The 24,522-nt window shown below is 67.1% G+C and carries 24 protein-coding genes, 1 other RNA gene and 1 pseudogene; 10 read left to right on the top strand and 16 right to left on the bottom strand.

Annotated elements, in window-relative coordinates:
- The first annotated feature begins 237 nt into the window (after window positions 1–237).
- Window positions 238–1,050, top strand: a complete 813-nt coding sequence (locus AAFN88_RS07610; RefSeq protein WP_347519532.1) for an aspartate dehydrogenase — start codon at window positions 238–240, stop codon at window positions 1,048–1,050.
- 159 nt (window positions 1,051–1,209) lie between these two features.
- Here the strand turns inward: AAFN88_RS07610 and AAFN88_RS07605 are convergent, their stop codons facing one another.
- The 6 genes and pseudogenes from AAFN88_RS07605 to miaA all read right to left on the bottom strand — a co-directional run bounded on the left by AAFN88_RS07605 (window position 1,210) and on the right by miaA (window position 7,660).
- Entirely contained in the window at window positions 1,210–1,779 is a 570-nt protein-coding gene (locus AAFN88_RS07605) for a GNAT family N-acetyltransferase (protein WP_347519530.1), read from the bottom strand.
- Between the two features lie 235 nt (window positions 1,780–2,014).
- Window positions 2,015–3,040: pseudogene (gene ilvC, locus AAFN88_RS07600) on the bottom strand (ketol-acid reductoisomerase); the annotation flags it as partial.
- Window positions 3,041–3,182: 142 nt separating this feature from the next.
- Window positions 3,183–3,980 carry a class II glutamine amidotransferase gene (locus tag AAFN88_RS07595; RefSeq protein ID WP_347519529.1) on the bottom strand — a complete coding sequence of 266 codons (798 nt, stop codon included), beginning with the start codon at window positions 3,978–3,980 and terminating at the stop codon, window positions 3,183–3,185.
- Between the two features lie 139 nt (window positions 3,981–4,119).
- Window positions 4,120–4,638, bottom strand: a complete 519-nt coding sequence (gene ilvN, locus AAFN88_RS07590) for an acetolactate synthase small subunit (protein WP_347519526.1) — start codon at window positions 4,636–4,638, stop codon at window positions 4,120–4,122.
- An 87-nt stretch (window positions 4,639–4,725) separates the two neighbouring features.
- Complete coding sequence (locus AAFN88_RS07585) at window positions 4,726–6,489, bottom strand: acetolactate synthase 3 large subunit (RefSeq protein WP_347519525.1); 1,764 nt, start codon at window positions 6,487–6,489, stop codon at window positions 4,726–4,728.
- Between the two features lie 190 nt (window positions 6,490–6,679).
- Window positions 6,680–7,660 (bottom strand): tRNA (adenosine(37)-N6)-dimethylallyltransferase MiaA, encoded by a 981-nt coding sequence (gene miaA, locus AAFN88_RS07580; RefSeq protein WP_347519524.1) that lies wholly within the window; start codon window positions 7,658–7,660, stop codon window positions 6,680–6,682.
- A gap of 88 nt (window positions 7,661–7,748) precedes the next feature.
- Between miaA and serB the strand changes: the two genes are divergently transcribed.
- On the top strand, window positions 7,749–8,648 hold the full coding sequence (gene serB / locus AAFN88_RS07575; RefSeq protein WP_347519523.1) for a phosphoserine phosphatase SerB: 900 nt from the start codon (window positions 7,749–7,751) through the stop codon (window positions 8,646–8,648).
- Window positions 8,649–8,776: 128 nt separating this feature from the next.
- Here serB and AAFN88_RS07570 read toward each other — a convergent pair whose 3' ends face one another.
- The 4 genes from AAFN88_RS07570 to hflK all read right to left on the bottom strand — a co-directional run bounded on the left by AAFN88_RS07570 (window position 8,777) and on the right by hflK (window position 12,925).
- On the bottom strand, window positions 8,777–10,267 hold the full coding sequence (locus AAFN88_RS07570) for a DegQ family serine endoprotease (RefSeq protein ID WP_347519521.1): 1,491 nt from the start codon (window positions 10,265–10,267) through the stop codon (window positions 8,777–8,779).
- Between the two features lie 313 nt (window positions 10,268–10,580).
- Window positions 10,581–10,766: a DUF2065 domain-containing protein gene (locus AAFN88_RS07565; RefSeq protein WP_347519519.1), complete on the bottom strand. Its 186-nt coding sequence runs from the start codon at window positions 10,764–10,766 to the stop codon at window positions 10,581–10,583.
- A 113-nt stretch (window positions 10,767–10,879) separates the two neighbouring features.
- Window positions 10,880–11,758, bottom strand: coding sequence for a protease modulator HflC (locus tag AAFN88_RS07560; protein ID WP_347519517.1), 879 nt, complete (start codon window positions 11,756–11,758; stop codon window positions 10,880–10,882).
- 12 nt (window positions 11,759–11,770) lie between these two features.
- Complete coding sequence (gene hflK, locus AAFN88_RS07555; RefSeq protein WP_347519516.1) at window positions 11,771–12,925, bottom strand: FtsH protease activity modulator HflK; 1,155 nt, start codon at window positions 12,923–12,925, stop codon at window positions 11,771–11,773.
- Between the two features lie 159 nt (window positions 12,926–13,084).
- On the opposite strand from hflK, the gene apbC reads away from it, so the two are divergent.
- Together apbC and AAFN88_RS07545 are read left to right on the top strand one after the other, a co-directional pair.
- Window positions 13,085–14,218 (top strand): iron-sulfur cluster carrier protein ApbC, encoded by a 1,134-nt coding sequence (gene apbC / locus AAFN88_RS07550; protein ID WP_347519514.1) that lies wholly within the window; start codon window positions 13,085–13,087, stop codon window positions 14,216–14,218.
- 109 nt (window positions 14,219–14,327) lie between these two features.
- A complete protein-coding gene (locus AAFN88_RS07545) occupies window positions 14,328–14,801 on the top strand; it encodes a YHS domain-containing (seleno)protein (protein WP_347519513.1) in 474 nt (157 codons plus the stop codon).
- A gap of 27 nt (window positions 14,802–14,828) precedes the next feature.
- Here AAFN88_RS07545 and AAFN88_RS07540 read toward each other — a convergent pair whose 3' ends face one another.
- From AAFN88_RS07540 to AAFN88_RS07525, 4 genes are all read right to left on the bottom strand, one after another.
- Window positions 14,829–15,239 carry a L,D-transpeptidase family protein gene (locus AAFN88_RS07540; protein ID WP_347519511.1) on the bottom strand — a complete coding sequence of 137 codons (411 nt, stop codon included), beginning with the start codon at window positions 15,237–15,239 and terminating at the stop codon, window positions 14,829–14,831.
- A 277-nt stretch (window positions 15,240–15,516) separates the two neighbouring features.
- Entirely contained in the window at window positions 15,517–15,939 is a 423-nt protein-coding gene (locus AAFN88_RS07535; RefSeq protein ID WP_347519509.1) for an SRPBCC family protein, read from the bottom strand.
- A 191-nt stretch (window positions 15,940–16,130) separates the two neighbouring features.
- A complete protein-coding gene (locus tag AAFN88_RS07530) occupies window positions 16,131–16,658 on the bottom strand; it encodes a dihydrofolate reductase (RefSeq protein WP_347519507.1) in 528 nt (175 codons plus the stop codon).
- 3 nt (window positions 16,659–16,661) lie between these two features.
- A complete protein-coding gene (locus AAFN88_RS07525; protein ID WP_347519505.1) occupies window positions 16,662–17,456 on the bottom strand; it encodes a thymidylate synthase in 795 nt (264 codons plus the stop codon).
- A gap of 175 nt (window positions 17,457–17,631) precedes the next feature.
- Here AAFN88_RS07525 and ssrA point away from each other — a divergent pair.
- Window positions 17,632–18,008, top strand: a transfer-messenger RNA (tmRNA) gene (gene ssrA, locus AAFN88_RS07520).
- Window positions 18,009–18,150: 142 nt separating this feature from the next.
- Window positions 18,151–18,672 (top strand): ClpXP protease specificity-enhancing factor SspB, encoded by a 522-nt coding sequence (locus AAFN88_RS07515; protein WP_347519504.1) that lies wholly within the window; start codon window positions 18,151–18,153, stop codon window positions 18,670–18,672.
- 83 nt (window positions 18,673–18,755) lie between these two features.
- Here AAFN88_RS07515 and AAFN88_RS07510 read toward each other — a convergent pair whose 3' ends face one another.
- Window positions 18,756–18,956 carry a hypothetical protein gene (locus AAFN88_RS07510; protein WP_347519502.1) on the bottom strand — a complete coding sequence of 67 codons (201 nt, stop codon included), beginning with the start codon at window positions 18,954–18,956 and terminating at the stop codon, window positions 18,756–18,758.
- A gap of 173 nt (window positions 18,957–19,129) precedes the next feature.
- Here AAFN88_RS07510 and AAFN88_RS07505 point away from each other — a divergent pair, with 173 nt between their 5' ends.
- Both AAFN88_RS07505 and AAFN88_RS07500 read left to right on the top strand, forming a co-directional pair.
- Complete coding sequence (locus AAFN88_RS07505) at window positions 19,130–19,792, top strand: alpha/beta family hydrolase (RefSeq protein ID WP_347519500.1); 663 nt, start codon at window positions 19,130–19,132, stop codon at window positions 19,790–19,792.
- A gap of 57 nt (window positions 19,793–19,849) precedes the next feature.
- On the top strand, window positions 19,850–20,656 hold the full coding sequence (locus AAFN88_RS07500; protein WP_347519499.1) for a YafY family protein: 807 nt from the start codon (window positions 19,850–19,852) through the stop codon (window positions 20,654–20,656).
- Between the two features lie 48 nt (window positions 20,657–20,704).
- Here the strand turns inward: AAFN88_RS07500 and AAFN88_RS07495 are convergent, their stop codons facing one another.
- Window positions 20,705–22,195, bottom strand: a complete 1,491-nt coding sequence (locus tag AAFN88_RS07495; protein ID WP_347519497.1) for a methyl-accepting chemotaxis protein — start codon at window positions 22,193–22,195, stop codon at window positions 20,705–20,707.
- 491 nt (window positions 22,196–22,686) lie between these two features.
- On the opposite strand from AAFN88_RS07495, the gene fumC reads away from it, so the two are divergent.
- Together fumC and AAFN88_RS07485 are read left to right on the top strand one after the other, a co-directional pair.
- Window positions 22,687–24,108, top strand: a complete 1,422-nt coding sequence (fumC, locus tag AAFN88_RS07490; RefSeq protein ID WP_347519496.1) for a class II fumarate hydratase — start codon at window positions 22,687–22,689, stop codon at window positions 24,106–24,108.
- Window positions 24,109–24,132: 24 nt separating this feature from the next.
- Window positions 24,133–24,483 (top strand): ribbon-helix-helix domain-containing protein, encoded by a 351-nt coding sequence (locus AAFN88_RS07485; protein WP_347519494.1) that lies wholly within the window; start codon window positions 24,133–24,135, stop codon window positions 24,481–24,483.
- Window positions 24,484–24,522 lie beyond the last annotated feature (39 nt).

Here is a 24,522-nt window from a genome sequence, read left to right as displayed (position 1 = left end):
GATATCCGTCCTCCCATCCCTGTCGAGGGGTTGTATTTATTGGGCTCACACGCCGGATGGTCGTGCGCCAGTCAGAAAAAACGAAACCGCGGCCTCCGGCTGGTGGCTTTGCGCTACCTCGGGGATGGCACGCGGTCTTCCAATTGGTACTTTAACGCCCTGGCTTCGCGTGACAACGCCTGAACGCCGCGCTTCATCGTAACCTACGGAAATCTTTCGATCTTGGGAGTAACTTTCTTGTCAGATCAGATCACTGTCGCCATCGCCGGCTTCGGCGCCATCGGCTATGCCGTGGCCGAAGCCCTGGACGCCGGAAAGCTGCCCGGGCTGAGCTTGGCCGCCGTCTCGGCGCGCGATACCGCCAAGGCCGAGGGCCGCATGGCCGGGTTCAAGCGGCCCGTGCCCGTCCTGCCGTATCAGGACCTGGCGGCGGCCGACGTGGTGATCGAGTGCCTGCCCGCGGCGCATTTCGCCGAGTTGGCCCGATCCGTCCTCGGCCAGGGCAAGACCCTGATCCCGCTGTCGGTCGGTGCGCTGCTGCCGCGGCCGGAGCTGATCGACCTGGCGCGCGAGAAAGGCGGCACCATCGTGGTGCCGACCGGCGCCCTGCTGGGCCTGGACGCCGTCCGGGCCTGCGCCGAGGGGCCGGTGGAGAGCGTCACCCTGGTGACCCGCAAGCCGCCCGGCGGCCTCGCCGGCGCGCCGCACCTGGTCGAAAACGACATCTCGGTCGAGAACCTCACCGAGCCCAAGCTGGTCTTCGAGGGCACCGCCCGCGACGGCGCCAAGGGCTTCCCGGCCAACGTGAACGTCGCCGCGGCGCTCAGCCTCGCCGGCATCGGCCCCGACAAGACCTCCCTGCAGATCTGGGCCGACCCCACGGTCACCCGCAACACCCACACCGTGCGGGTCGAGGCCGACGCCGCGCGCCTGACCATGACCATCGAGAACGTGCCGACGGAAGAAAACCCAAAGACCGGCAAGATCACCGCCCTCTCGGTGCTGGCCACCCTGCGCCGCATGGCCGGGCCGCTCAGAGTGGGGACTTGAGAGCCTGGGACTTACTGACCGCCGAAGGCTCTCCTGAGTCCTTCGGCTTCCGGCTTGCCGGACCGGACCGCGGTCAATTCGCGGATCGGCGCAGCTCTCTCCGATCCGCGGACCCGTCCGGGCCGCCATGCCGGCGGCGGCAAAGGATGCCGCATTTGCTCACTGCCCGTTACTCCAGTCCGCGCCTTTCAGCCGATACAGCACATGCCGGCACAGGCGGTGGCCCTGCGGCAGCTTGGGATGGTCGAAATCGTCGGCGGGATCGCAGGTCATGCCGAGACGGCGCATGACCGCCTGGGAGCGGGCGTTGGTCGTGGTGGTCAGGGAAACGATCTCCTCCAGGCCCAGATCCTGGAAGCCGAAACGCAGGCATTCCCGCGCGCCCTCGGTGGCGTAGCCGCGGCCCCAGAAGGGCCGGGCGAGGCGCCAGCCGACCTCGACGCAGGGGGTGAAGTGGGCCTCGAAGTTGGGAACCCAGATGCCAATGAAGCCGATGAAGGGCGCCTCCCCCGGCAGCTCCGCCGCCCACCAGCCGAAGCCGCGCTCGGCGAAGTGCGCCCGCAGGCGGCCGACCATGGCCTCGCTCTCCTCCCGGCTCAAGGACGCCGGGAAGTGCTCCATGACCTCGGGATCGGCGTTCAGCGCCGCGAAGGGCGCCAGGTCGCTGTCGCGCCAGGGACGCAGGATCAGGCGCTTGGTGGTGAGGGTCGGGATGGCGGTCGTGGTCATGGCGGGCGGAAAGTTATCCAATGTCGGAGCGGCTGCCCACCCCCACCCTGGCCCTCCTCCATCAAGGGGGAGGGAATGGTTTGCGAGGCGGCCGCTATCGTCCCTCCCCCCTCGATGGGGGGAGGTCAGGAGGGGGTGGAGCCACGGACCGGAGTCCGCCCCCCGAAAACACTTCGGGCCCCGTGCCGGAACGGCGCGAGGCCCGAGGCCGAGCTGAAAAGCCCGAAGGAAGAACTTAGTTCTTCTCTTTATCGACCAGCTGGTTGGCCGCGATCCAGGGCATCATGGCGCGCAGCTTGGCGCCGACTTCCTCGATGGAGTGCTCGGCGTGGCGGCGGCGCAGGGCCTTGAAGGAGGGCTGGCCGGCCTTGCACTCGGTCACCCAGTCGCGCGCGAAGCGGCCGGCCTGGATGTCGTCCAGCACCCGCTTCATCTCGGCCTTGGTCTCCTCGGTGACGATGCGCGGGCCGGTCATGTAATCGCCGAACTCGGCGGTGTTGGAGATCGAGTAGCGCATGTTGGCCATGCCGCCCTCGTACATCAGGTCGACGATCAGCTTCACTTCGTGCAGGCACTCGAAGTAGGCCATCTCCGGGGCGTAGCCGGCCTCGCAGAGGGTCTCGTAGCCGGCCTGGATCAGCGCCGTCAGGCCGCCGCAGAGCACCACCTGCTCGCCGAAGAGGTCGGTCTCGCACTCTTCCTTGAAGGTGGTCTCGATGACGCCCGAGCGCCCGCCGCCGATGGCGGAGGCGTAGCTGAGCGCGATCTCCTGGGCGTTGCCCGAGGCGTTCTGCGCCACGGCGATGAGGCAGGGCACGCCGCCGCCGCGCACGTATTCGGAGCGCACGGTATGGCCCGGGCCCTTGGGCGCGATCATGAAGACGTCGAGGTCCTTGCGCGGCTCGATGAGGTTGAAGTGGACGTTCAAGCCATGGGCGAAGGCCAGGGCCGCGCCCTCCTTCATGTTGGCTTCCAGGCTGTCGCGGTAGATATCGGCCTGCAGCTCGTCCGGGGTCAGCATCATGACCACGTCAGCCCACTTGGCGGCCTCCTCCGGGGTCATGACCTGGAGGCCGGCGTTCTCCGCCTTCTTGGCCGTGGCCGACCCGGCGCGCAGCGCGACGCGGACCTCGGAAACTCCGCTGTCCTTCAGGTTGTTGGCGTGGGCGTGGCCCTGGCTGCCGTAGCCGACGATGGCAACTTTCTTGCCCTTGATCAGATTGACGTCGGCGTCCCGATCGTAATAGACGCGCATTGCGGCCGTCTCCCTATGTACTTTTGTTGTCCGAAAAGGCTCGCCGGGGTTCTAAAGCGCCGAAAGGCAAAGCGCAACGGGATTCCCGGCATGGCCCCCTGCGCCTGCCGCATAGCCGCCAAACGGCGGAAAATCGGGGAACTCGGCCCTATTCGGCAGCCGCGCGCGGGAGCTCCAGGGCCTCGAACCCGACCGCGAGGTCCGGCCCCACCACCAGCACCCGGTCGGCGGGCACCGACTGCCAGGTTTCCGGCTGCTCCAGCGGCTCCGAAACGACGGAGACGGAGCGCTTGCCGCCGCAGTCGGCGGCCCGCCAGTAGAGGCTGGGGGGCGCCTGATCGCTGGCATGGCGCACCGCATAGACCGTTTGCCCATCGCTGAGCGCCGCGGTGAAGCGCAGCGGCGCGCGGACAGCGTGCTCGGCCGTCACCCCCCGTACCTGGGCCAGCGTCCGCGACAGGGCGCCCACCGGGTCTTCCTCCAGGCCGTTGGCGAAGAGCAGGTAGAACAGCACCTCGCTGTCGGTGGTGCCTTCCCGGTACTGGTAGTAGCTGTCGGGGATGAGGGATTCCAGCGGCCGGCGCAACCTGTGGTAGCCGCCGATCTGTCCGTTGTGCATGAACAGCCAGCGCCCGTGGGCGAAGGGGTGGCAGTTGGGCCGCGAAGACCCGGTGCCGGTGGAGGCGCGCACGTGGGCGAAGAACATCCCGGCGCTGATCTGATAGGCCAGGCTCCTCAGGTTGGGGTCGTTCCACGCCGGCAGAACCTCGCGATAGAGCCCCGGTTCCGGGCGCTCGCCGTACCAGCCGATGCCGAAGCCGTCGCCGTTGGTCGGGGACTTGGCCTCGGTGGCGCAGAGGCTCTGCTCGATCAGCGAGTGGACCGGCTTGCAGATCAGATCTTCAAGAAAAACCGGCGCACCGGTATAGGCCAGCCAGCGGCACATGGAGCCCTCGAAGGAATGGCGTCAAGACGCTGCGCAATATACGCCGGAAAGATGAAAAATCCTTGCGAAGAGTCCGGCGCGGGCGGCCTTGCGCGACGGCATGGCCCCGCAGGCCCAGCCGCAGCGCGACGGCCCCAGCCTAGAGTCCCTGCGGGCCGCGGGAGATGGCGACCACGCCGGTGCGGGAGACGTCGACCAGGCCCAGGGGCTGCATCAGGTCGATGAAGACGTCCAGCTTCTCGCTCTTGCCGGTCATCTCGAAGACGAAGTGGTCGTGGCTGGAGTCGACCACGCGGGCGCGGAAGATGTCGGCGATACGCAGGCTCTCGACGCGCTTGTCGCCGCTGCCGGCGACCTTGACCAGGGCCAGTTCCCGCTCCACCGAGGCGCCGTCCTGGGACAGGTCGCTGACCCGATGCACCGGCACAAGGCGGTCGAGCTGCGCCTTTATCTGCTCCAGGATCTGCGGCGTCCCCGAGGTCACCACGGTGATGCGGGAGAAGCGCTGGCGCGGATCGACCTCCGACACGGTCAGGCTCTCGATGTTGTAGCCGCGCCCGGAGAAGAGGCCGATGACGCGCGCCAGCACGCCGGGCTCGTTGTCCACCAGCACCGCGATGGTGCGCTTTTCGATTGCTTCGTCTTTACGGTTGGCCATGGCTCTGACAGGGGGCTTTTCGGCCCCCGCTTCCTAATCTATCGATCTTGGTCCGGAGGATGAGGGGGCGTGGACGCCGGCGCGGCCCTATACGAGAACCATGCCTTCCTCGGAAATCGGCTTGCCGACCTTGTCGTCGGGGCCCAGCAGCATCTCGTAGTGCGCCGCCCCCGAGGGAATCATCGGGAAGCAGTTCTCGTCCTTGGTGACGAGGCAGTCGAAGACCACCGGCTTGGGCGTCTCGATCATTTCCATGATCTTGTCGTCCAGCTCGTCGGCCTTGTCGCAGCGGATCCCGACGGCGTGGAAGGACTCGGCCAGCTTCACGAAATCGGGAAGCGCGGCGGAGTAGCTCTCCGAATAGCGCCCGCCATGCAGCAGCTCCTGCCACTGGCGCACCATGCCCATCCACTGATTGTTCACGATGAAGATCTTGACCGGCAGATTGTACTGGGCGATGCACGACAGTTCCTGAATGTTCATCAGGATCGAGGCTTCGCCGGCGATGTCGATGACCAGGGCGTCGGGATGGGCGCGCTGCACGCCCATGGCCGCGGGCATGCCGTAGCCCATGGTGCCGAGGCCGCCGGAAGTCATCCAGTGGTTCGGCTCGTCGAACTTGAAATACTGGGCCGCCCACATCTGGTGCTGGCCGACCTCCGTAGCGATATAGGGGTTGCGGTCCTTGGTCAGCTCGTAGAGCCGCTTGATGGCGTGCTGCGGCTTGATCTCCTGGCCCTTCTGCTCGAACTTCAGGCAGTCGCGGGCGCGCCATTCCTCGATCTTCTGCCACCAGGCCTTCAGCGCCTTCTGGTCCAGCTCCAGCTTGCGCGCCTGCCAGGCGGCCAGCAGATCCTCGAGAACCGAGCCGGCGTCGCCGACGATCGGCAGGTCGACCATCACGTTCTTGTTGATCGACGACGCGTCGATGTCGACGTGGATCTTCTTGGAGCGCGGCGAGAATTCGTCCAGGCGCCCGGTCACGCGGTCGTCGAAGCGCGCGCCGATGTTGATCATGACGTCGCAGTTGTACATGGCGAGGTTCGCCTCGTAGGTCCCGTGCATGCCCAGCATGCCGAGGAACTGCGGATCGGTGCCCGGGTAGGCACCCAGCCCCATCAGCGTGTTGGTGCAGGGCACGCCCAGCATACGAACGAAGCGGGTCAGCAGCTCGCAGGCCTTGGGCCCGGCGTTGATGACGCCGCCGCCGGCATAGACGATGGGGCGCTTGGCGCCGGCGATCATCTCCACAGCCTCGGCGATCTTCGCGTCCTCGGCCTTCACCTGCGGGCGGTAGCTGCGGTGCGTCACCTCCTCCGGCGCCACGTAGTGGTCGCTCTTGCCCTGCAGCACGTCCTTGGGCAGATCGACCACCACCGGGCCGGGCCGGCCGCTGCGCGCGACATAGAAGGCCTCGTGCATGATGCGCGGCAGGTCGGTGATGTCCTTCACCAGGTAATTGTGCTTGGTGCAGGGCCGGGTGATGCCCGTGGTGTCGGCCTCCTGGAAGGCGTCGTTGCCGATCAGGTGCGTCGGGACCTGGCCGGTCAGGCAGACCACGGGGATGGAATCCATCAGCGCGTCGGTCAGGCCCGTCACCGCGTTGGTGGCGCCGGGACCGGAGGTCACCAGAACCACGCCGACCTTGCCGGTGGAACGGGCGTAGCCCTCCGCGGCATGCACCGCGCCGCCTTCCTGGCGCACCAGGATGTGCTGGATGTCGTTCTGCTGGAAGAGCGCATCGTAGATCGGAAGTACGGCGCCGCCGGGATAGCCAAAAATGACGTCAACGCCCTGATCCCTCAGGGCCCTGATCAACATCTCCGCACCGGTCTTCTGTTCCGCCGACATCTTCTTCTACCTCTCGTCTTGCCGTCTTCCCGCCGGACCTTGTCCTTGCCCCTCGAACTCCGGGACCGGTCAAGCACATCCGAACATCACATAAAATTGGCCGGCAGAACCGGCCAAGCGCGAACAATTTCCAATGATTTCACAGCCTTCGCCCGCGATTTCGCGGGGCAAGGAGGCGGACCCTAGACCCTTAGCCCGGGTCGGTCAATAGGTTTTGACGAATTTTCGAAAAAGTTTCCGCCATCAAGCTTTCTGAATATTGCGTTTCGATGACATGAACAGTCGGATCGTTACCTAAAAACTGGTGGCGCAGCCAGGTCATCTGCCGCTTCGCATAGCGCCGGGTCGCCTGCTGGGCCCGGGCCAGGGCCGCCTCCAGGCTGAGGTCCCCGGCCAGATAGGCGGCGAACTCCGGCACCCCCACCGCTTTCATGACCGGCAGCGCCGGGTCGAGGTTCAGCGCCACCAGGGCCGCGACCTCCTCCAGCGCGCCGCCGCCCGACGGCCCGGATGCGATCATGGCCGCCAGGCGGGCGTCGCAGGTGGCGTAGAGCGCCGGGCGCGGCGGCAGCAGGCAGAGCCTGGCGAAACGATAAGGCGCCGGCTGCGCGGGCGCGGCCTGCCACTCGGCCAGCGAGCGCCCGGTGGCCGTCAGCACCTCCCAGGCGCGCAGCAGGCGCTGGCTGTCGCCCGGTTCCAGACGGACGCCCATCACCGGATCGCGCTCCGCCAGGCGGGCGTGGAAGGCGGCCTTCCCCATCTCCGCCAGGTCGGCGCGGGCGGCGGCGCGGACCGGAGCCGGCACTTTGGGCACCGCGTTCAGCCCCTCGGCGAAGGCCTTCAGGTAGAGCCCCGTGCCCCCCACCAGGATCGGCAGGCGCCCCGCCGCCAGCGCACTCTCGACCTCGCTGAGGGCCATCTCGCGCCAGCGCCCGACGGAGCAGGCCTCGGCGCCGGAGAGCACGCCGTAGAGGCGATGCGGCGCGGCGCGCAGTTCGGCACCGCCCGGCCGCGCGGTGAGGATCGACAGCTCTTTGTAGATCTGCATGGAATCGGCATTGATCACGGTGCCGCCCCACTCCGCCGCCACGGCCGCGGCCAGCGCGGACTTTCCGGAGGCCGTGGGGCCGGCGATCATCATCACCAGCGGCTTTTGCTCGTCGTCAGGCATGCGAAGGGGATGTCTTTACTGGCATGAAGGCTCGTCCATCGCGGCTGTGCGCTTGCGGGACAGGGGGCGGGCTCTGTATAAGCCGCCGATGCACTACGTGCTTACCGTGATTGGGGACTCGCACTCAAGGCCGCTGTCGGCTGCCCTTGTCGATGCCGCGCGCCGCGCCATCGACAACAGCCACAGTACGGCCGGCGCGGCCGACTGGCTGGCCGAGGATATCGCCTGCGACATCGAGTTCGAGGGCAGCGAACCCACCATCACCCATGCCCTGGTGCGCGAGGCCCTGGGCCCCTCGCCCCTGGACCTGGCGATCCAGCCCGCCGCCGGGCGGCGCAAGAAGCTGCTGCTGGCCGACATGGAATCGACCATCATCCGCGAGGAGATGCTCGACGAGCTGGCCGAGGTGGCCGGCATCCATGAAGAGGTGGCGGAGATCACCGCGCTGGCCATGGCCGGCGAACTGGATTTCGAGGCCGCGTTGCGCGAAAGAGTCGGTCTGCTGAAAGGCATGCCGTTGACGGCGCTGGAAGATGCGGCCGAGCGCATGACCCTGAATCCCGGCGCCCGCGCCCTGGTGGCGACCATGCGCGCCCACGGCGCCTACTGCGCCCTGGTCTCCGGCGGCTTCACCTGCTTCACCAGCCTGGTCCGCGAGGTCTGCGGCTTCGACGAAGACCGGGCCAACCGGCTGGAGGTGACCGACGGCGCCTTGACCGGCGAGGTGACTCCGCCGGTGCTGGGCCGCGCCGCCAAGCTGCAAACGCTGCAGGAGCTTTCCGCCGCCCGCGGCCTGGTGCCCAACGACGCCTGCGCGGTGGGCGACGGCGCCAACGACCTGGACATGCTGGGCGCCGCCGGCCTGGGCGTCGCCTTCCACGGCAAGCCCAAAGTGCGCGCCGCGGCGCACTACCGCATCGACCATGGCGACCTGACCGGCCTGCTGTTTCTCCAGGGCTACCACGCCGACGAGATCCGCGAGCCCTAGCAGAGGACGAGGCGGGGCAGAGGACGAGGCGGGGCAGAGGACGAGGCGGGGCAGAGGACGAGGCGCGCAAAAGAAAAACGGCGGCCCGAAGAGGCCGCCGTTTCGCTAAGAGGCTCGCCGCCCGCCGATCAGCTCTGATCGATCCTGACGGCCACCCACTGGAAGTCGCCCTGGCGGAACACCAGCAGGGTGACCACGCGGTAACCTTCCGACTTCGCCCGCTCGACCTTCTCCACCACGTCGGCCGGCGTGGCGACTTCTTCCTGGTCGACCTCGACGATGACGTCGCCTGCCTTCAAACCCTTCTCGGCGCCGGAGCTGCCGTCCTTCACCTCGACGATGACGACGCCCTTGGCGCCTTCGTCCAGGCTGAAGCGGCTGCGCAGTTCGGGCGTGATCTCGCCAAGGGCCAACCCGAGGGATTCCATCGCCTTCGGCTTGGCTTCCGGCGGCGTCTGCGTCGCCGGGGCGGTGGCGACCTGCTCGGCCTCCAGCTCACCGATGGTGATCCGCAGTTTCTTCTCCGCGTTCTTGCGCCAGATGGTGACGTCCACCGTGGAGCCGACGGAAGTCTCCGCCACCATGGCCGGCAGGCGGCGCATTTCCGGCACCTCGCGGCCGTTGAACTCCAGGATCACGTCGCCCTGCTCGATGCCGCCGGATTCCGCCGGACCGCCTTCCGTCACCGCCGCCACCAAGGCGCCGCGCGGCCGGTCGAGCCGCAGCCCCTCGGCCAGCTCGTCGGTCACGTTCTGGATGCGCACGCCCAGCCAGCCGCGCCGCACCTCGCCGGTGTCGCGCAGCTGGGCGATGATGTTGCGGGCCATGGAGGACGGCGTGGCGAAGCCGATGCCCACCGAGCCCCCGGAGGGGGAGAAGATCGCCGTGTTGATGCCGATCACCTCGCCGTCCATGTTGAACATCGGGCCGCCGGAGTTGCCCTTGTTGATGGCGGCGTCGGTCTGGATGAAGTTGTCGTAGCGCCCGGCATTGATGTCGCGCTGGCGCGCCGAGACGATCCCCGCCGTCACGGTGCCGCCCAGACCGAAGGGATTGCCGATGGCAACGACCCAATCGCCGATCCGCGTCTCGTCGGAATCACCCCAGGTGGTGGCCGGCAGAGGACGATCGGTCTCGACCTTGAGCAGTGCCAGATCGGTGTCTTTGTCGCTGCCGACGATGGTGGCGTCCAGCGAAGTACCGTCGGAGAGCACCACCTCGACCTCGTCGGCATCGGCGATGACGTGGTGGTTGGTGACGATGAAGCCGCTGGGTTCGATGATGAAGCCGGAGCCGAGGGAACTGCCCCGGCGCTGCTGCTGCGGCGGCGGCTCGCCGCCTTCGCCGCGCCGCTCGAAGAACTCCTTGAAGAACTCCTCGAACTGTTCGGCCTGGCCGCCCTCGATGGTCTGGCTGGTCTGGATGTTGACCACGGTGGGCAGCAGGCGTTCCGCCAGGTCGGCGAAGCTGTCGGGCGCCGAACGCGCCTGCACCGCCGACGACCAGGCCAGAGCCAAAAGGGCCGTGAGCACCGCCGCCGCACTCAACAGCCAGGTCAGCGGCGTCCGCGTTGCGGCACGCGCCGTGGCGCCACGGCGCCGTATGGGAGGCCGTTGCATTCCGGAAATTCGAGTCACAGTCTGTTCTCTCCCTCGCTTGGCGAAGTGCTCCGGCAGGGTGGATGGCCCTGGAGGCTCCTGAAGCGTCGTATAGCGCTATCTGGAACTATTGGAGCGGAGTTTGTAGGCCCTCTCAACAAAAAGTGTATCACCTGCAAGCTGCGATACGAAGTGGGCGAATTTATGGCGTGGCCACGCCATTCCCGCGTTTCCCGGCGCAACCCGCGCCAAGCGGAAGCGGTTAAGTTGCGCCATCTTTCAGGATAGATCAATTTCTGCCCCTCCAGGCGGCTCCACCTGATCCAGGGTTGATCTAACCGCGCAGCAGCCACACCAGGAATACGCCCAGGGCCGCCGCCGCCACGCCGCCGATCCGCAGGGAATCGGGCGATATTTCCGCCAGCATTTCAACGATTTGCCGCAGGCGCCGCGGAAACACCGCGAGAAACAGCCCCTCGATCACCAGGACCAGGGCCAGCGCCGTCAGGAAATCAGTCATGGCCGGTGCGGGACCTCGGCCGCGCCCCCCGCCGTGCCCCCCGCCGTGTCCCCGGGCCAGGCGGGAGGCGCCAAAACGCCTCCCGGCCCGCAGGGACTGCCCGGGGCGGCCGGCTAGTTGCCGGCACCCTCTTCAGCCTGGTTGAAGAAGCTGAAGAACTCGCTGTCCGGCGACAGGACCATGTAGGTGCTGTCGGCGCCAAGCGAGGCGCTGTAGGCCTGCATCGAGCGGTAGAAGTTGAAGAAGTCGGGATCCTGGCCGTAGGCATCGTTGAGAATCTGCGTCCTCCGCCCCTCGCCCTGGCCACGCAGAATCTCCGACTGGCGCTTGGCCTCGGCGCGAATGACCGTGGCCTCGCGGTCGGCCGCGGCCTTGATGCGCTCGGACTGCTCGAAGCCCTGGGCGCGGAACTCCGCCGCCTCGCGCTCACGCTCCGAGCGCATGCGGTCGAAGACCGATTCCCGGGTCTCGTCCGGCAGGTCGGCGCGGCGGATACGCACGTCGACCAGGACGATGCCGAAATTCCGCGTCTCCTTGTCCACGCTCTCGCGCAGGTCGGCCAGGATCTGCGTGCGCTCGTCGGAGAGCACCGAGGACAGGGTCGAGTTACCCAGAATTTGGCGCAAGCGGTCGTTGACGATGCCGCTGAGACGCTGACGGGCCACGCCCTCGCTGCGCACCGCCTGGAAGAACTTCAGCGGATCATGGATACGATAGCGCGCGAAGACATCGACGATCAGCCGCTTCTGGTCCGACAGCAGGATGTTCTCCGCCGGGGGATCGAGGTTCAGCACCCGCTTTTCGTAGTACTGCACGTTCTGAATGAGCGGCACCTTCCAGGCCAGGCCCGGCTCGGTGATAACCCGCTTGGGCTCGCCGAACTGCATGACGATGGCCTGCTCGCGCTGGTCGACGGTGAAGAGGGCGCCGTAGGCGACAAGGCCCAGGACGACGATCACGGCACCGATAATGAAATTTGTGCTCAAACGCATGGCGTCGCCTCCTCAGTTGCCGCCGCCGCTGCCGGTCGAACCTGACCGGCCGCGTAGTTCGTTCAACGGCAGATAGGGAACCACGCCGCCCTGCCCCTCACTACGGTCGAGGATCACCTTGTCGGTATCGCTCAGCACGTCCTGCAGAGTCTCCAGGTACATGCGCCGACGGGTCACGCCCGGGTTCTGCTTGTAGGCGTTGAAGACCGAGAGGAAGCGCTCGGCCTCGCCTTCGGCCTCGTTCTCGAGCTGCTCCTTGTAGGCCTCGGCCTCCTGCACGACACGCAGCGCGTCGCCGCGGGCGCGCGGCAGGATGTCGTTGCGGTACCTGTCCGCCTCATTGCGCGCACGGTCGCGGTCCTGCTGGGCGCGCAGCACATCGTTGAAGGCGTCGATCACCGCACGCGGCGGCTGCACGTCCTGCAGCGCCAGCTCAGTGATCTCGATGCCCGCCTCGTACTCGTTGAGCGTGGCCTGCAACAAGCTCCTCGCCTCGGCCGCCACGGTTCCGCGGGCCTCGGTCAGCGCCGGCTGGATGTCGGTGCGGCCGATGATTTCGCGCATGGCGCTCTCGGCGGCGATCTTCACCGTCGCTTCCGGGTCACGGATGTTGAAAAGGTACTGCCCGGCGTCGGCGATCTTCCACTGCACCGTGAAGTCGATATCGATGATGTTCTGATCACCGGTCAGCATCAGGCTTTCCTCTTCCACGTCGCGGCGCGCCGAACGGGCGCGCTCGTTTCCGGTGGAAAGGAAACCGATGTCGATCTGCTGAACCGAGGTGACGCTGGGGGTCAGCGCAGTCTCGATGGGCCAGGGCAGGTGCCAGTTCAGGCCCGGCTGGGTGGTTTCGACCCACTTGCCGAAGCGCAGCACCACGCCCTGCTCGTTGGTCTGAACCCGATAGAGGCCGGTGAAGAGCCAAGCGATCACCACGGCGACGGCGATCAGCAGCCAGGCCGATTTGCCCAGGCCGCCGGAGCCGCCGGGCAGGATGGTGCGGAAGCGGTCCTGGCCCTTCTTGATGAAATCCTCGAAGTCGGGGGGCCTCGGTCCGCCGCCCTGGCCTCCGCCGCCGCCACGGCCCCACGGGCCGCCGCCGCCGGATCCGCCGGAGCCTCCACCGCCGCCCCAAGAGCCGCCGCCACCTTTATTTTCCCAAGGCATACCGATTATCCCTGTTGCCGTTTCCGCTACCCTAGCTGGCCTGGTCCGAGGGTGAAATCCCCGGGCGCCGGTCTTATATCACGGCTGAGCTATTGTTCTAGCCGAGTCTGACTGCTACCTCCTGCGTGCATATCGGACGGACCGGGGAGTTTTCAAGGAATGAGTGGGATCAACGAAGCCGTCGTACTGGATGCCTTGAAGGGCGTCAAAGACCCTTCCAAGGGTGAGGATATTGTCGCCCTGGGCATGGTCTCCGGGCTGATCGTCAAGGACGGCAACGTCGGCTTCGCCATCGAGGTGGACCCGCGCCAGGGCGAGGCCATGGAACCGCTGCGCAAGGCGGCGGAGAAGGCGGTCTACGACCTGGCGGGCGTGACCTCGGTCACGGCGGTGCTGACCGCCGAGCGCGCGCCCCAGGGCGGCGCCGCCCCGGCCCAGCAGGCCGCCCCCGGCCGGACCTCCGCGCCCGCTTCGGGTCCGGGAGGCGCCATGATCCCCGGCATCCGCTCCATCGTCGCCGTGGCCAGCGGCAAGGGCGGCGTCGGCAAGTCCACCGTCACCGCCAACCTCGCCCTCGCCCTGGCCCGGCTCGGCCTCAAAGTCGGCGTCCTGGACGCCGACATCTACGGTCCCTCGCAGCCGCGCATGCTGGGCATCAGCGGCCGGCCGACATCGCCGGACGGCAAGACCCTCGACCCCATGGAGAACTACGGCATCAAGTGCATGTCCATGGGCTTCCTGGTGGCCGAAGACACGCCGATGATCTGGCGCGGCCCCATGGTGCAGAGCGCCCTGCAGCAGATGCTGCGCGACGTCGACTGGGGAGAGCTCGACGTGCTGGTGGTCGACATGCCGCCGGGCACCGGCGACGCCCAGCTCACCATGGCCCAGCAGGTGCCGCTGAGCGGCGCCGTCATCGTCTCGACACCGCAGGACATCGCCCTGCTGGACGCCCGCAAGGGCCTCAACATGTTCCGCAAGGTCGACGTGCCGGTCCTGGGCATCATCGAGAACATGAGCGTCTTCGTCTGCCCGAACTGCGGTCATGAGTCGCACATCTTCAGCCACGGCGGCGCGAGGCGCGAGGCCGACAAGCTGGGCATGGAGTTCCTCGGCGAGATCCCGCTGGACATCGAGATCCGCGAGACCTCCGACGACGGCCGCCCGGTGACGGTCTCCAAGCCCGACACCCCCAACGCCCAGGTCTTCCTGGCCATCGCCAAGCGGGTCTGGGAGAAGGTCTCGGCCCAGAGCGGTGCCGGCCGCCAGGCTCCCAAGATCGTCATGCAGTAAGCCGCGGCGCTCCCGGGCCCTCACCGCCGCGTAACGCCAGCTTGATTTGCCGCGCGCGGACAAACGCGCGACCCTGTGGCGGTTCACTTGCGCGAAAGGGAGATTCCGCATGTCCAGCAGCAGTCCGTCACGGCGCCGCTTCCTCGCGGCCGCCGCGGCAGGCCTGGCCGCCGGCGCGCTGGCCGCCGGGCCGGCCCGGGCCCTCGACCCCACCTTCAACAGCGGCGGCCTGGCCATCCAGGGCTACGACCCCGTCGCCTACTTTACCGACGGCAAGCCGGTCCGCGGCAAGCCTGAGTTCACCCACGACTTCGCCGGCGCGGCCTGGCGCTTCGCCTCCGCCGCCAACCGCGAGGCCTTCGCCGCCGAGCCGGAGCGCTATGCCCCGCAGTACGGCGGCTATTGTGCCTGGGCGGTCTCCCAGGGCTACACCGCCTCCACCGACCCTGCGGCCTGGCGCATTGAGGACGGCAAGCTCTACCTGAACTACTCCAAGTCGGTGCAGAGCCGCTGGGCCGAGGACATCCCCGGCAACATCACCAAGGCCGACGCCAACTGGCCCGGCCTCAAGGGCGGCAACTAGGCTTTCCGGGGAACCAGCCCTTCCGGATCAGGGCCTGATCTCGATCGGCGTGCCGTCGGGCACCAGCCGCCAGATTTCCTCGATTTCCTCCGAGGTGACAGCGATGCAGCCCGCCGTCCAGTCGCGCGCCCTGTGCCGCTCGCCAATCCAACCCAGACCGTTGGGCAGACCGTGAATCATGATCATGCCGCCGGGGTCCTGCCCTGCCGCAGCCGCCGCGGCCTTGTCCGCGGCGCTGGGATAGGAAATGTGCAGGGAGAGGTGGTAGGCGCTGCCGGCGTTGCGCCAGTCGATGACGTAGCGGCCCTCAGGGGTGCGGCCGTCGCCCTCGCGGCGCTTGTGGCCTTCCGGGGCGAAGCCCAGGGCGATGTCGTAGGCGGCGATTTCCGCCGCGCCGCGCCGCAGCACCAGCCGGCGCTCCCCTTTCAGCACCACCACAGCGGTCGCGCGCTCGCGCGCGGGCGCCGGGGCCGGCGGCGCGAGGGCAGAAGGCGCCGATGTAACGAAAACGCCGGAGGCGGCGCCCGGACCCTCTTCCGCGGCTCTCTACCGCTTCCAAGATACCGCCGCGGGGCCTTTCGGTCAGCCGCCGCGGGGCCGGGCGCCGTCTCCGGCTGGAGGCAGTGTACCCCAACAGCTTTTCCGGGAAAACCTGGATCGCCTCTCACGCCTAGCCGCCGAATGCGGCGACATTCCGGCGCCCAGACGGCGAAGTTCAGCCGCCGAACATCTTCTTCAGGTTTTCGAAGCCGGCCTCGTAGATCCCGCTGATGACCTCGATGGCCGCGCTTTCCGGCGCGCCCTTGGCATCGAACTCGCTCGACCACTCGACAGTGCAGCCGCTGCCCTTGTCGTCGCCGCGCACCCGCAGGGTCGCGGTGTAGTTGGAAACCGGCAGAGGACCCGACAGGATGGAGTAGGTATAGAGCCGCTCCTTGTCGTCGATCTGCTCCAGCTTCTCCTCGATGGTGCCGCCGCCCATGAGGGACAGCTTGCGCAGGGTGCGGCCGTCTTCCTTCTTGATCTCGCTTTTCTCGATCGCCGGGTGCCAGTCGGGCAGCGCGTTGAAGTTGCCGATCATGGCCCAGACGGTCGCGGCCGGCACCGGCAACTCGGTGGATGAACTGACTTTGGTCATGGTACAGAACCTCCCCATTTTTCGTCGCCATTTCTGAACGGGGAGCTTTTGCCGAAAGCTCCTACCTGCGGAAGTGTATAATCCCGGCGGCACCGGCGACAACCTGGCCGCAAGGGCGGCTTACCGCCCTGCCGACCCGCCTTTCCGCCGCGCCCTCTTTCCGCTGCGCCTGCACCGCAAAGCGCCGGCGCTCAGCGCCGTTCCAGCACCACGAAGCTGATGTCCGGCTGGCCCTCGCCGCCGGAAACCGGCGGGTCGCGCCGCACCTCCCGCCAGTCCGCCGGATCGAGATCGGGGAACCCGGTGTCGCCCTCGGGACTGGCGTGCACCTCGGTCAGGTAGACACGCCGGGCCAGCGGCAGGGTCCGTTCGTAGATCTGGCCGCCGCCGATCACCATCACCTCCTCCGCCCCGCTCTCCGCCGCCAGGGCCTGGGCGCGGGCCAGCGCCGCCTCGATGCCGGGAAAGACCTCGACCCCTGCGGCACGGAACGCCGGGTCGCGGGTAATCACCAGGTTGGGGCGGCCCGGCAGCGGCCGGCCGATGGACTGGAAGGTCTTGCGCCCCATGACCACCGGCTTGCCCAGGGTCTGGGCCTTGAAGAACTTCAGATCGCCGGAAAGATGCCAGGGCATGCCGCCCTCACGCCCGATGACGCCGTTGTCGGCACGCGCGACGATAAGGGCGAGCGGCAAGGCCGCTTCGCTTTTCTCAGTCATGGGTCAAACGGCGACCTGCGCCTTGATGTGCGGGTGGGCTTCGTAGCCGACCAGTTCGAAGTCCTCATAGCGGAAAGCGAAAAGGTCCTTCACCTCCGGATTGATCCTCATGACCGGCAGGGCCAGGGGCTGGCGCTGAAGCTGCAGATCCGCCTGTTGCTGGTGGTTCACGTAGAGATGCACGTCGCCCAGGGTGTGCACGAAGTCGCCGGGCTCCAGGCCGCAGACCTGCGCCACCATCAGGGTCAGCAGTGCGTAGGAGGCGATATTGAAGGGCACGCCCAGGAAGACATCGGCGCTGCGCTGGTAGAGCTGGCAGGAGAGCTTGCCCTCGGCAACGTAGAACTGGAACAGGCAGTGGCAGGGCGGCAGCGCCATCTTGTCGACCTCCGCCGGGTTCCAGGCGCAGACGATGTGGCGGCGCGAGTCCGGGTTGCCCCGCAACTGCTGGAGCAGCTGGCCGATCTGGTCGATGTGGCGGCCGTCCGGCGCCGGCCAGGAGCGCCACTGGGCGCCGTAGACGGGCCCGAGGTCGCCGTTCTCGTCGGCCCACTCGTCCCAGATGCGGACCCCGTGCTGCTTCAGGTAGGCGATGTTGGTGTCGCCCGCCAGGAACCACAGCAGTTCGTGGACGATCGACTTCAGGTGCAGCTTCTTGGTGGTCAGCACCGGAAAGCCCCGGCTGAGGTCGTAGCGCATCTGGTAGCCGAAGAGGCTCTGGGTGCCGGTGCCGGTGCGGTCGCTCTTGTAGCAGCCCTCCTCGCGCACCTTGCGCAGGAGGTCGAGGTATTGCTTCACGTCGGTCCTTTTCGCCTTCTCTCCGAGTGACTGGCCTTCTCCTCCGGGGCCGCGGCGCGGCGGCGCCGGAGTCGTAGCCCGGCATTCTAGCGCAGATGCCCGCCCCAGGCCCGGTATTCTGCACCGCCAGGGCCGGACATGCACTGCCGGCCCGGCCAGGACGCCGGCCCGCGTAGACCTTTTATCAACCACCCAAAGTGCTTATATTGGAGCTGCCGGTTCGCCGGCTATGGTGCTAAACGGGCCTGTGGAATAAGCGTTACGGACCCGGGGGCAGTACCCGGCGCCTCCACCAAACCCCTCCAACCCCGCAGAACCGCGGGGGTTTCGGGGGCTCTCATGGGGGCGAAATAGGATCGACGTGCGTGGTAAAGATGGGTTCGGTGCCCGGCATGGTACCGCCGTTATCGGGCCGAAACTATAGTTGCGAACGACAACTACAGTGAGGCACGCCTCGCCGCTTAATGCGGTCAGGTTAGCCAAATTTAAGTCCTAGGCTCTCACAAGTTTAGGCGGGGTTCGGGGCGCACCTGGCAACAGAAGCGCCCCACCGGGGCGCAAGACGGCAACAGAAGCGCCCCACCGGGGCGCAAGACGGCAACAGAAGCGCCCCTGCGCGGGGGCATCAACAAAGACAAGAACGTCCCGCGCGGAAGTAACTGGAAATGGTCTGTGGAAGGGCGTGACGGAGGCTATGTCGAACGAGGGGCTGCGATACGACCGCATGGTGGAAGATGCCTTGCGCTCCGTGGTGCGCAAGGCGCTGATCGAAGTCGCCGAGCACGGCCTGCCGGGCAATCATCACTTCTATATCACCTTCCGGACCGATCATAAGGACGCCGATATTCCGGCGGCCCTGCGCGAGCGCTATCCCGGCGAGATGACCATCGTCCTGCAGCACCAGTTCTGGGGCCTGGAGATCGACGAGGACCAGTTCTGCGTCACCCTCAGCTTCTCCGACGTGCCGCACCGTCTGGTGGTGCCTTTCGCCGCCGTGACCGCTTTTGCCGACCCCTCGGTGCGCTTCGGCCTGCAGTTCGACGTGGAAACCGCTGAATCCCTGGGCGCCGGGCCGGACAGCGCCGCGCTCTTCGAGCCGCCGGCGGCGGTGCCCGACGCGAAGGGCGAGCCCGACGAGGCCGAGCGGCCCGAGGACGGCGAAGAGAAGAAGAGCGGCGAAAAGGTCGTCACCCTGGACGCCTTCCGCAAGAAATAGCGACCCGCGCGCATCCGGCGGCGGGCAAAGTTCCGAAATTCAGGAAGGGCGGAGGCCCCCGGCCTCGCGCTAGGGCTGACCCGCTAGTGGCGCTTGCCCATGGCGGCCGGGTTCCAGCGCTTGGTCTTTTTCTGGCTGGCTGGCTTGCCGATACTGCCGGCCACGGCGGGACGCCGCATCAGGCCGACGAACTCCTCGAAGCGCCGCTTTAACTCCCGGCGCTCCTCCAAGGTCATCTCCCCCTCAGGAATCTCGCTGAGGTCGCGATGGCGAATGTCGTCCATGGCCAGCTCCTTTGGGGGCCTGCAGTTTCGAATCCAGAGGTCTCCGGAAAGCGCAAAAACCGCTTCCATCGGGGACAAATCCCTGGCCAGGGCCTATCATCCCGCCCCTTGGTTAAGGGAGCGTTAGCCTCCGGTCGTTCTCTTCCCTCCTCCCGAAAAGCACGAGAGCGCCGATGAATAACAGCGACACCCTGCCGGATCTGTTCACCGACGGTCCCGCGGACGCCCCTCTCACCTTCGCCTTCGCCCACGGCGCCGGGGCGCCCATGGACACGCCCTTCATGACCTTCTTCGCCGAGGGCCTGGCGGCCAGGGGCTGGCGGGTCGCGCGCTTCGAGTTCCCCTACATGGCCCGGCGCCGGCGCGAGGACAAGCGCCCGCCGCCGGACCGCCAGCCGGTACTGCTGGCGACCTGGCAGGCGGTGATCGACCATCTCTCAGGTTCCGGGGGCGCCGGCGGGCTGGTCATCGGCGGCAAGTCCATGGGCGGGCGCATGGCCAGCCTGATCGCCGATACCGCCAGAGAGCGGGGGTCCGGCGTGCGGGGCCTGGCCTGCCTCGGCTATCCCTTCCACCCCGCCGGCAAGCCGGAGCGCCTGCGCACCGAGCACCTGGCGGCGCTGAAGACCCCCTGCCTGATCTGCCAGGGCACCCGCGACGCCCTGGGCAAACGGGAGGAGGTCGCCGGCTATGCCCTGGCCAGAACCATCCGCCTGCACTGGGCCGAGGACGGCGACCACGACCTGAAGCCGCGCAAGGCCAGCGGCCGCACGGCGGAACAGAACTGGAGCGAGGCGGTCGAAGCCCTGGACGGCTTCTTCCGGACGCTGGTCTGAGCCCCGGATGGTCCCCGTCCGGCAACAACTGGAAAGTGTTTCCTCCCTCCTGACATTATGCTGTCAGGAGGGATTTGCTACTGTCCCCGTCAGGAGGAAGGCAGGATGCGCCGAGCGGACAGGTTATTTCAGATAGTTCAAGAACTTAGGCGCCGGAAGCTGGTAACGGCCCGGCACCTGGCGACGGTGCTCGAAGTCTCTGAGCGCACCATCTATCGCGACATTCGCGACCTGGCGGCGTCGGGCGTCCCCATCGAGGGCGAGGCCGGGGTCGGCTACGTGCTGCAGCGCGGCTACGACCTGCCGCCGCTGATGTTCACCGAGGAGGAGATCGAGGCCCTGGTGCTGGGCGCCCGGATCATCGAATCCTGGGCCGATCCGGCGCTGGCCAAGGCCGCCGGCGACGTCGTCGCCAAGGTCGAGGCGGTGCTGCCCGAGAACCTGCGCGATCAGGTCTCCCGCACGCCGCTTTCCGCGCCGGCCGACCACAAGGCCGCGCCGCTCAGCGTCGACGCGGCGGCGATCCGCGCCGCCTTGAGGAGCCGGCACAAGCTGCATTTCCACTACTGCAACGCCGAGGCGCGGGCCAGCGAGCGCAGCGTGCGCCCCCTGGCCCTGGCCTTCTACGGGCCGGTTTGGCTGCTGATCGCCTGGTGCGAGCTGCGTGACGACTTCCGCGCCTTCCGCCTGGACCGCATGGAGCGGATGACGGTGCTGGAGGAGCGCTTCACCGAGGAGCGCGGCAAGACCTTGCGGGATTTCGTCGCCGTCGACAGGGCGCGCCGGGCGGAGCAGGCCGCGAAGGGCGACGCGCCGGAGCCCGCGCCGGTGCTGGAGCGCCAGCCGGAAGCCGTCGCGGAGTGAGGGCGCCGCCGGCGCCCGAGGAGCGGGCGCGGCGTCGGGAACCGGAGATCAGGTCCCGGTGTTCTTGAGAAACTCCGAGACGTGGCCTTCCAGCGCCTGGGCCTGGGAGGAGAGCTCCTCGGCGGCGCGCAGCACGTCCTTCGACATGCGCCCGGTCTCGCCGGAGGCCTGGGAGACGGCGGAGATGTTCTGATTCACCTCCTGGGTCGCCGCGCCCTGCTCCTCCACCGCCGAAGCGATGGTGGTGGTGACGCTGTCGATCTCCTCGATCGTGCGGGTGATCGAATCGATGCCCGAAACCGCGGCCCCGGTCGCCCCTTGAATCTCGCCGATCTGCTGGGCGATCTGCTCCGTCGCCTTCGCGGTCTGATTGGCCAGGGCCTTGACCTCGCTGGCGACCACGGCAAAGCCCTTGCCCGCCTCGCCGGCGCGCGCCGCCTCGATGGTGGCGTTCAGGGCCAGCAGGTTGGTCTGCTCGGCGATATCCTGGATCATGTTGACCACGGCGCCGATGCTCTCCGCCGCCGTGGCCAGGCCGTTGACCATGGTGTTGGCCTCGCGCGCCGCCGCGACCGCCGACTGGGCGATTTCGGTCGAGTGGGTAATCTGGCGCGAGATCTCGGAAATCGAGCTGCTCAACTCTTCCGAGGCGGAGGCCACCGTGTTGGCCCGGGAATTGGTCTCCTCGGCTGTGCCCGACAGGGAATTGGCGTTGCTCTGCATCTCCGCGGAAGCCGCGGAAACCGCCGACACCACGGCAGAGACGCTCTCGGCCATGCGCAGGTTCTGGGTAATGACGGACCAGGTCACCATGGGCGCTACGTAGTTGCCTTCCCGGTCCATGACCGCCGAGACCTGCAGATCCAGCTTTTCGTCACCCAGGGCGATGGTCGCTCGATGCGGCAGGTTGCCGGGGTCGGCGAGCAGCCCGCGCTGGTGCTCGGGGTGTTTGTGGAAGATGTCGATGCACTGCCCCTTGAGATCTTCCGGGTCCACCGGCAGAAGATGTTTCAGGGGCTTCAGCGTGTCGATGCTGGTGCGGTTGATGTAGGTGATCTCCAGGCTGTCCTTGTCGGCCAGCATGACGTTGACCGGCATCTTGTCCAGCATGTCGAGAAGCTGCTGCGTCTCGCGCTCCTTCTTCACCTGGGCGCTCACGATGCTCCAGGTCAGCATGGGCCCCGCATAGTTTCCCTTGGCGTCGTAGAGCGCGGTCACCAGCAGGTCCAGCCACTCGCCGCCGACCGTGATCCTGGCCTGGTAGGGCAGGTTCGAGGGATCGGCCAGCAGGGCCCGTTGGTGGGTCGGATTCTTGTGAAATATGTCGATGCAGGCGCCGACGATCTCGTCAGCCGGCACCTTCAGGGCGTGCTGGATGCTTTTCAGGGCCTCCAAGGAGGCCTTGTTGGCATAAGTAATCCTCAAGTCCTGCAGGTCGCAGAGCATGACGCAGACCGGCATGTCCTCGACCATCTGCTTATAACTATTAGCGTCGAATGAAGTCGTCTGCCCTTTTGGACGCACCCAGCTGATGCCCATTTCTCTCACCCCAATCTTCTTTATCTCATTTAATGAGAAGTATTCACAGTTTGGGGCATGTAATCAGGAACTCGATTAAAAACTTGTGAATCAATTCAGATAAATACAAAACAATACTGTTGATTTACTGAATAATAAAAAACAACTCAAAGCTAGATATGAATAGATAAGATGCACTATCGAAACGATTGCATCATTACATCCTGGAGATTTGATCGATACCAGGCCGCATCTTTCCCGTGTCCCTTCGCCCTCGCGGCCGGCGGGCGAAGGCCATCGAGGCCGGCAGGCCTCCGGCCGCCGCGGGATCCGGCGGCCGGGGACAATTTCATGCGCCAGCCGGCCGCCATCGTTTGAGAAATCCGGGCGAGCCTCATAAACTCCGCCCCGTTCTCAACGCTGGCCCCGGCCGCCCCGTTCACCCCGCCGCCCGTTCACCCGGCCGGGGCGCAGCGCCCGGATCGCGCCGCAACAAGCAGGAATTTCAGGTCATGTCTCCCGCATCTCCCGCCGAAACCGAGACCCGCATCGAATCCGATTCCATGGGCGAGATCGCCGTGCCCGCCGACCGCTACTGGGGCGCGCAGACGCAACGCTCGCTGACCAACTTCAAGATCGGCGGGGAGAAGATGCCGCCGGCCCTGGTCAGGGCACTCGGAATCCAGAAGCTGGCGGCGGCGCGCACCAACAAGGCCCTGGGCGTCCTCGACGCCAAGCTGGCCGAGGCGATCTGCCAGTCCGCCCAGGAAGTCGCCGACGGCAAGCTGATGGACCATTTCCCGCTGGTGGTCTGGCAGACAGGCTCCGGCACCCAGACCAACATGAACGCAAACGAGGTCATCGCCGGACGCGCCAACGAGATCCTGAACGGCAGCAAGGGCGGCAAGGAGCCGGTGCACCCCAACGACCACTGCAACATGGGCCAGTCGTCCAACGACACCTTCCCGACGGTGATGCACATCGCCGCGGTGCAGAAGATCGTCGGTGAGACCATTCCGGCGCTCGGCCACCTGCACGCCGCCCTGGACGCCAAGGCCAAGGCCTTCGACGGGATCATCAAGATCGGCCGCACCCACCTGATGGACGCCACGCCGCTGACCCTGGGCCAGGAGTTCTCCGGCTACGCCACCCAGATCGCCTATGGCATCAAGCGCCTGGAAGGCGCCACCGAGCGCCTGCTGCAACTGGCCCAGGGCGGCACCGCCGTGGGCACGGGCCTCAACGCCATCGACGGCTTCGCCGAAGCCTTCGCCGCCGAGGTGGCCAAGATCACCCAGTTGCCCTTCGTCTCGGCGGAGAACAAGTTCGAGGCCCTGGCCGCCCACGACGCCGTGGTCGAGGCCTCCGGCGCGCTCAACACCATCGCCTGCTCGCTGATGAAGATCGCCAACGACATCCGCCTGCTGGGCTCCGGCCCGCGCTGCGGCCTGGGCGAGTTGAGGCTGCCGGCCAACGAGCCCGGCTCCTCGATCATGCCGGGCAAGGTCAACCCGACCCAGGCGGAGGCCATGACCATGGTCTGCGCCCAGGTGATGGGCAACCACACCACCTGCACCGTGGCAGGCTCCAACGGCCACTTCGAACTCAATGTCTTCAAGCCGGTGCTGATCTACTCGCTGCTGCAGTCGGCACAGCTCATCGGCGACGCCTGCGACTCCTTCCGCAGCAACTGCGTGGAAGGCATCGAGGCCGACGAGGAGCGCATCGCCGCCCTGATGAACCAGTCGCTGATGCTGGTGACGGCGCTCAATCCGCACATCGGCTACGACAACGCCGCCAAGGTGGCGAAGAAAGCCTACAGCGACAACTCGACCTTGAAGGAAGCAGCCATCGCCCTGGAACTGCTCACCGACGAGCAGTTCGAGCAGTGGGTGCGCCCGGATAACATGCTGGGCCCCCGGGCGAAGAGTTGAGCCGCGGGCGGTGAGCTTTCGGTGATGATCGGTAAATCGGCTCCACCGGCTGCGGCGCCGCCGCAGCCGGCCGCCCAGGAGGACGCGGCGGAGAGCAACACGCTGGTCCGCAAACGCTCGGTGAAGATCTCCGGCCACAGCACCTCACTGTCGCTGGAAGGGGTCTTTTGGGACGCCTTGAAGGAGATCGCCGGCGGACGCGGCCTGTCGCTCAATGCCCTGATCGAGGAAATCGACCGCGGCCGCAGCGGCAACCTGTCGAGCGCCGTCAGGGTTTTTCTGCTGCAGCACTACCGCGCCGCCGCCGCGCAGGGCCGCAGCCTCGAGACGCCACCTTCCTCCGGCTCCGCAGAGCAGGAACCTCCCAGGCGCTGAGGCGGCTTCCCTGCGAAAACCTATGCCCTAGACTGTCCA

It is taken from the genome of Pelagibius sp. CAU 1746 (assembly GCF_039839785.1).
Classification (GTDB): domain Bacteria; phylum Pseudomonadota; class Alphaproteobacteria; order Kiloniellales; family Kiloniellaceae; genus Pelagibius.
This window is presented reverse-complemented; position numbering and strand designations above follow the sequence as displayed.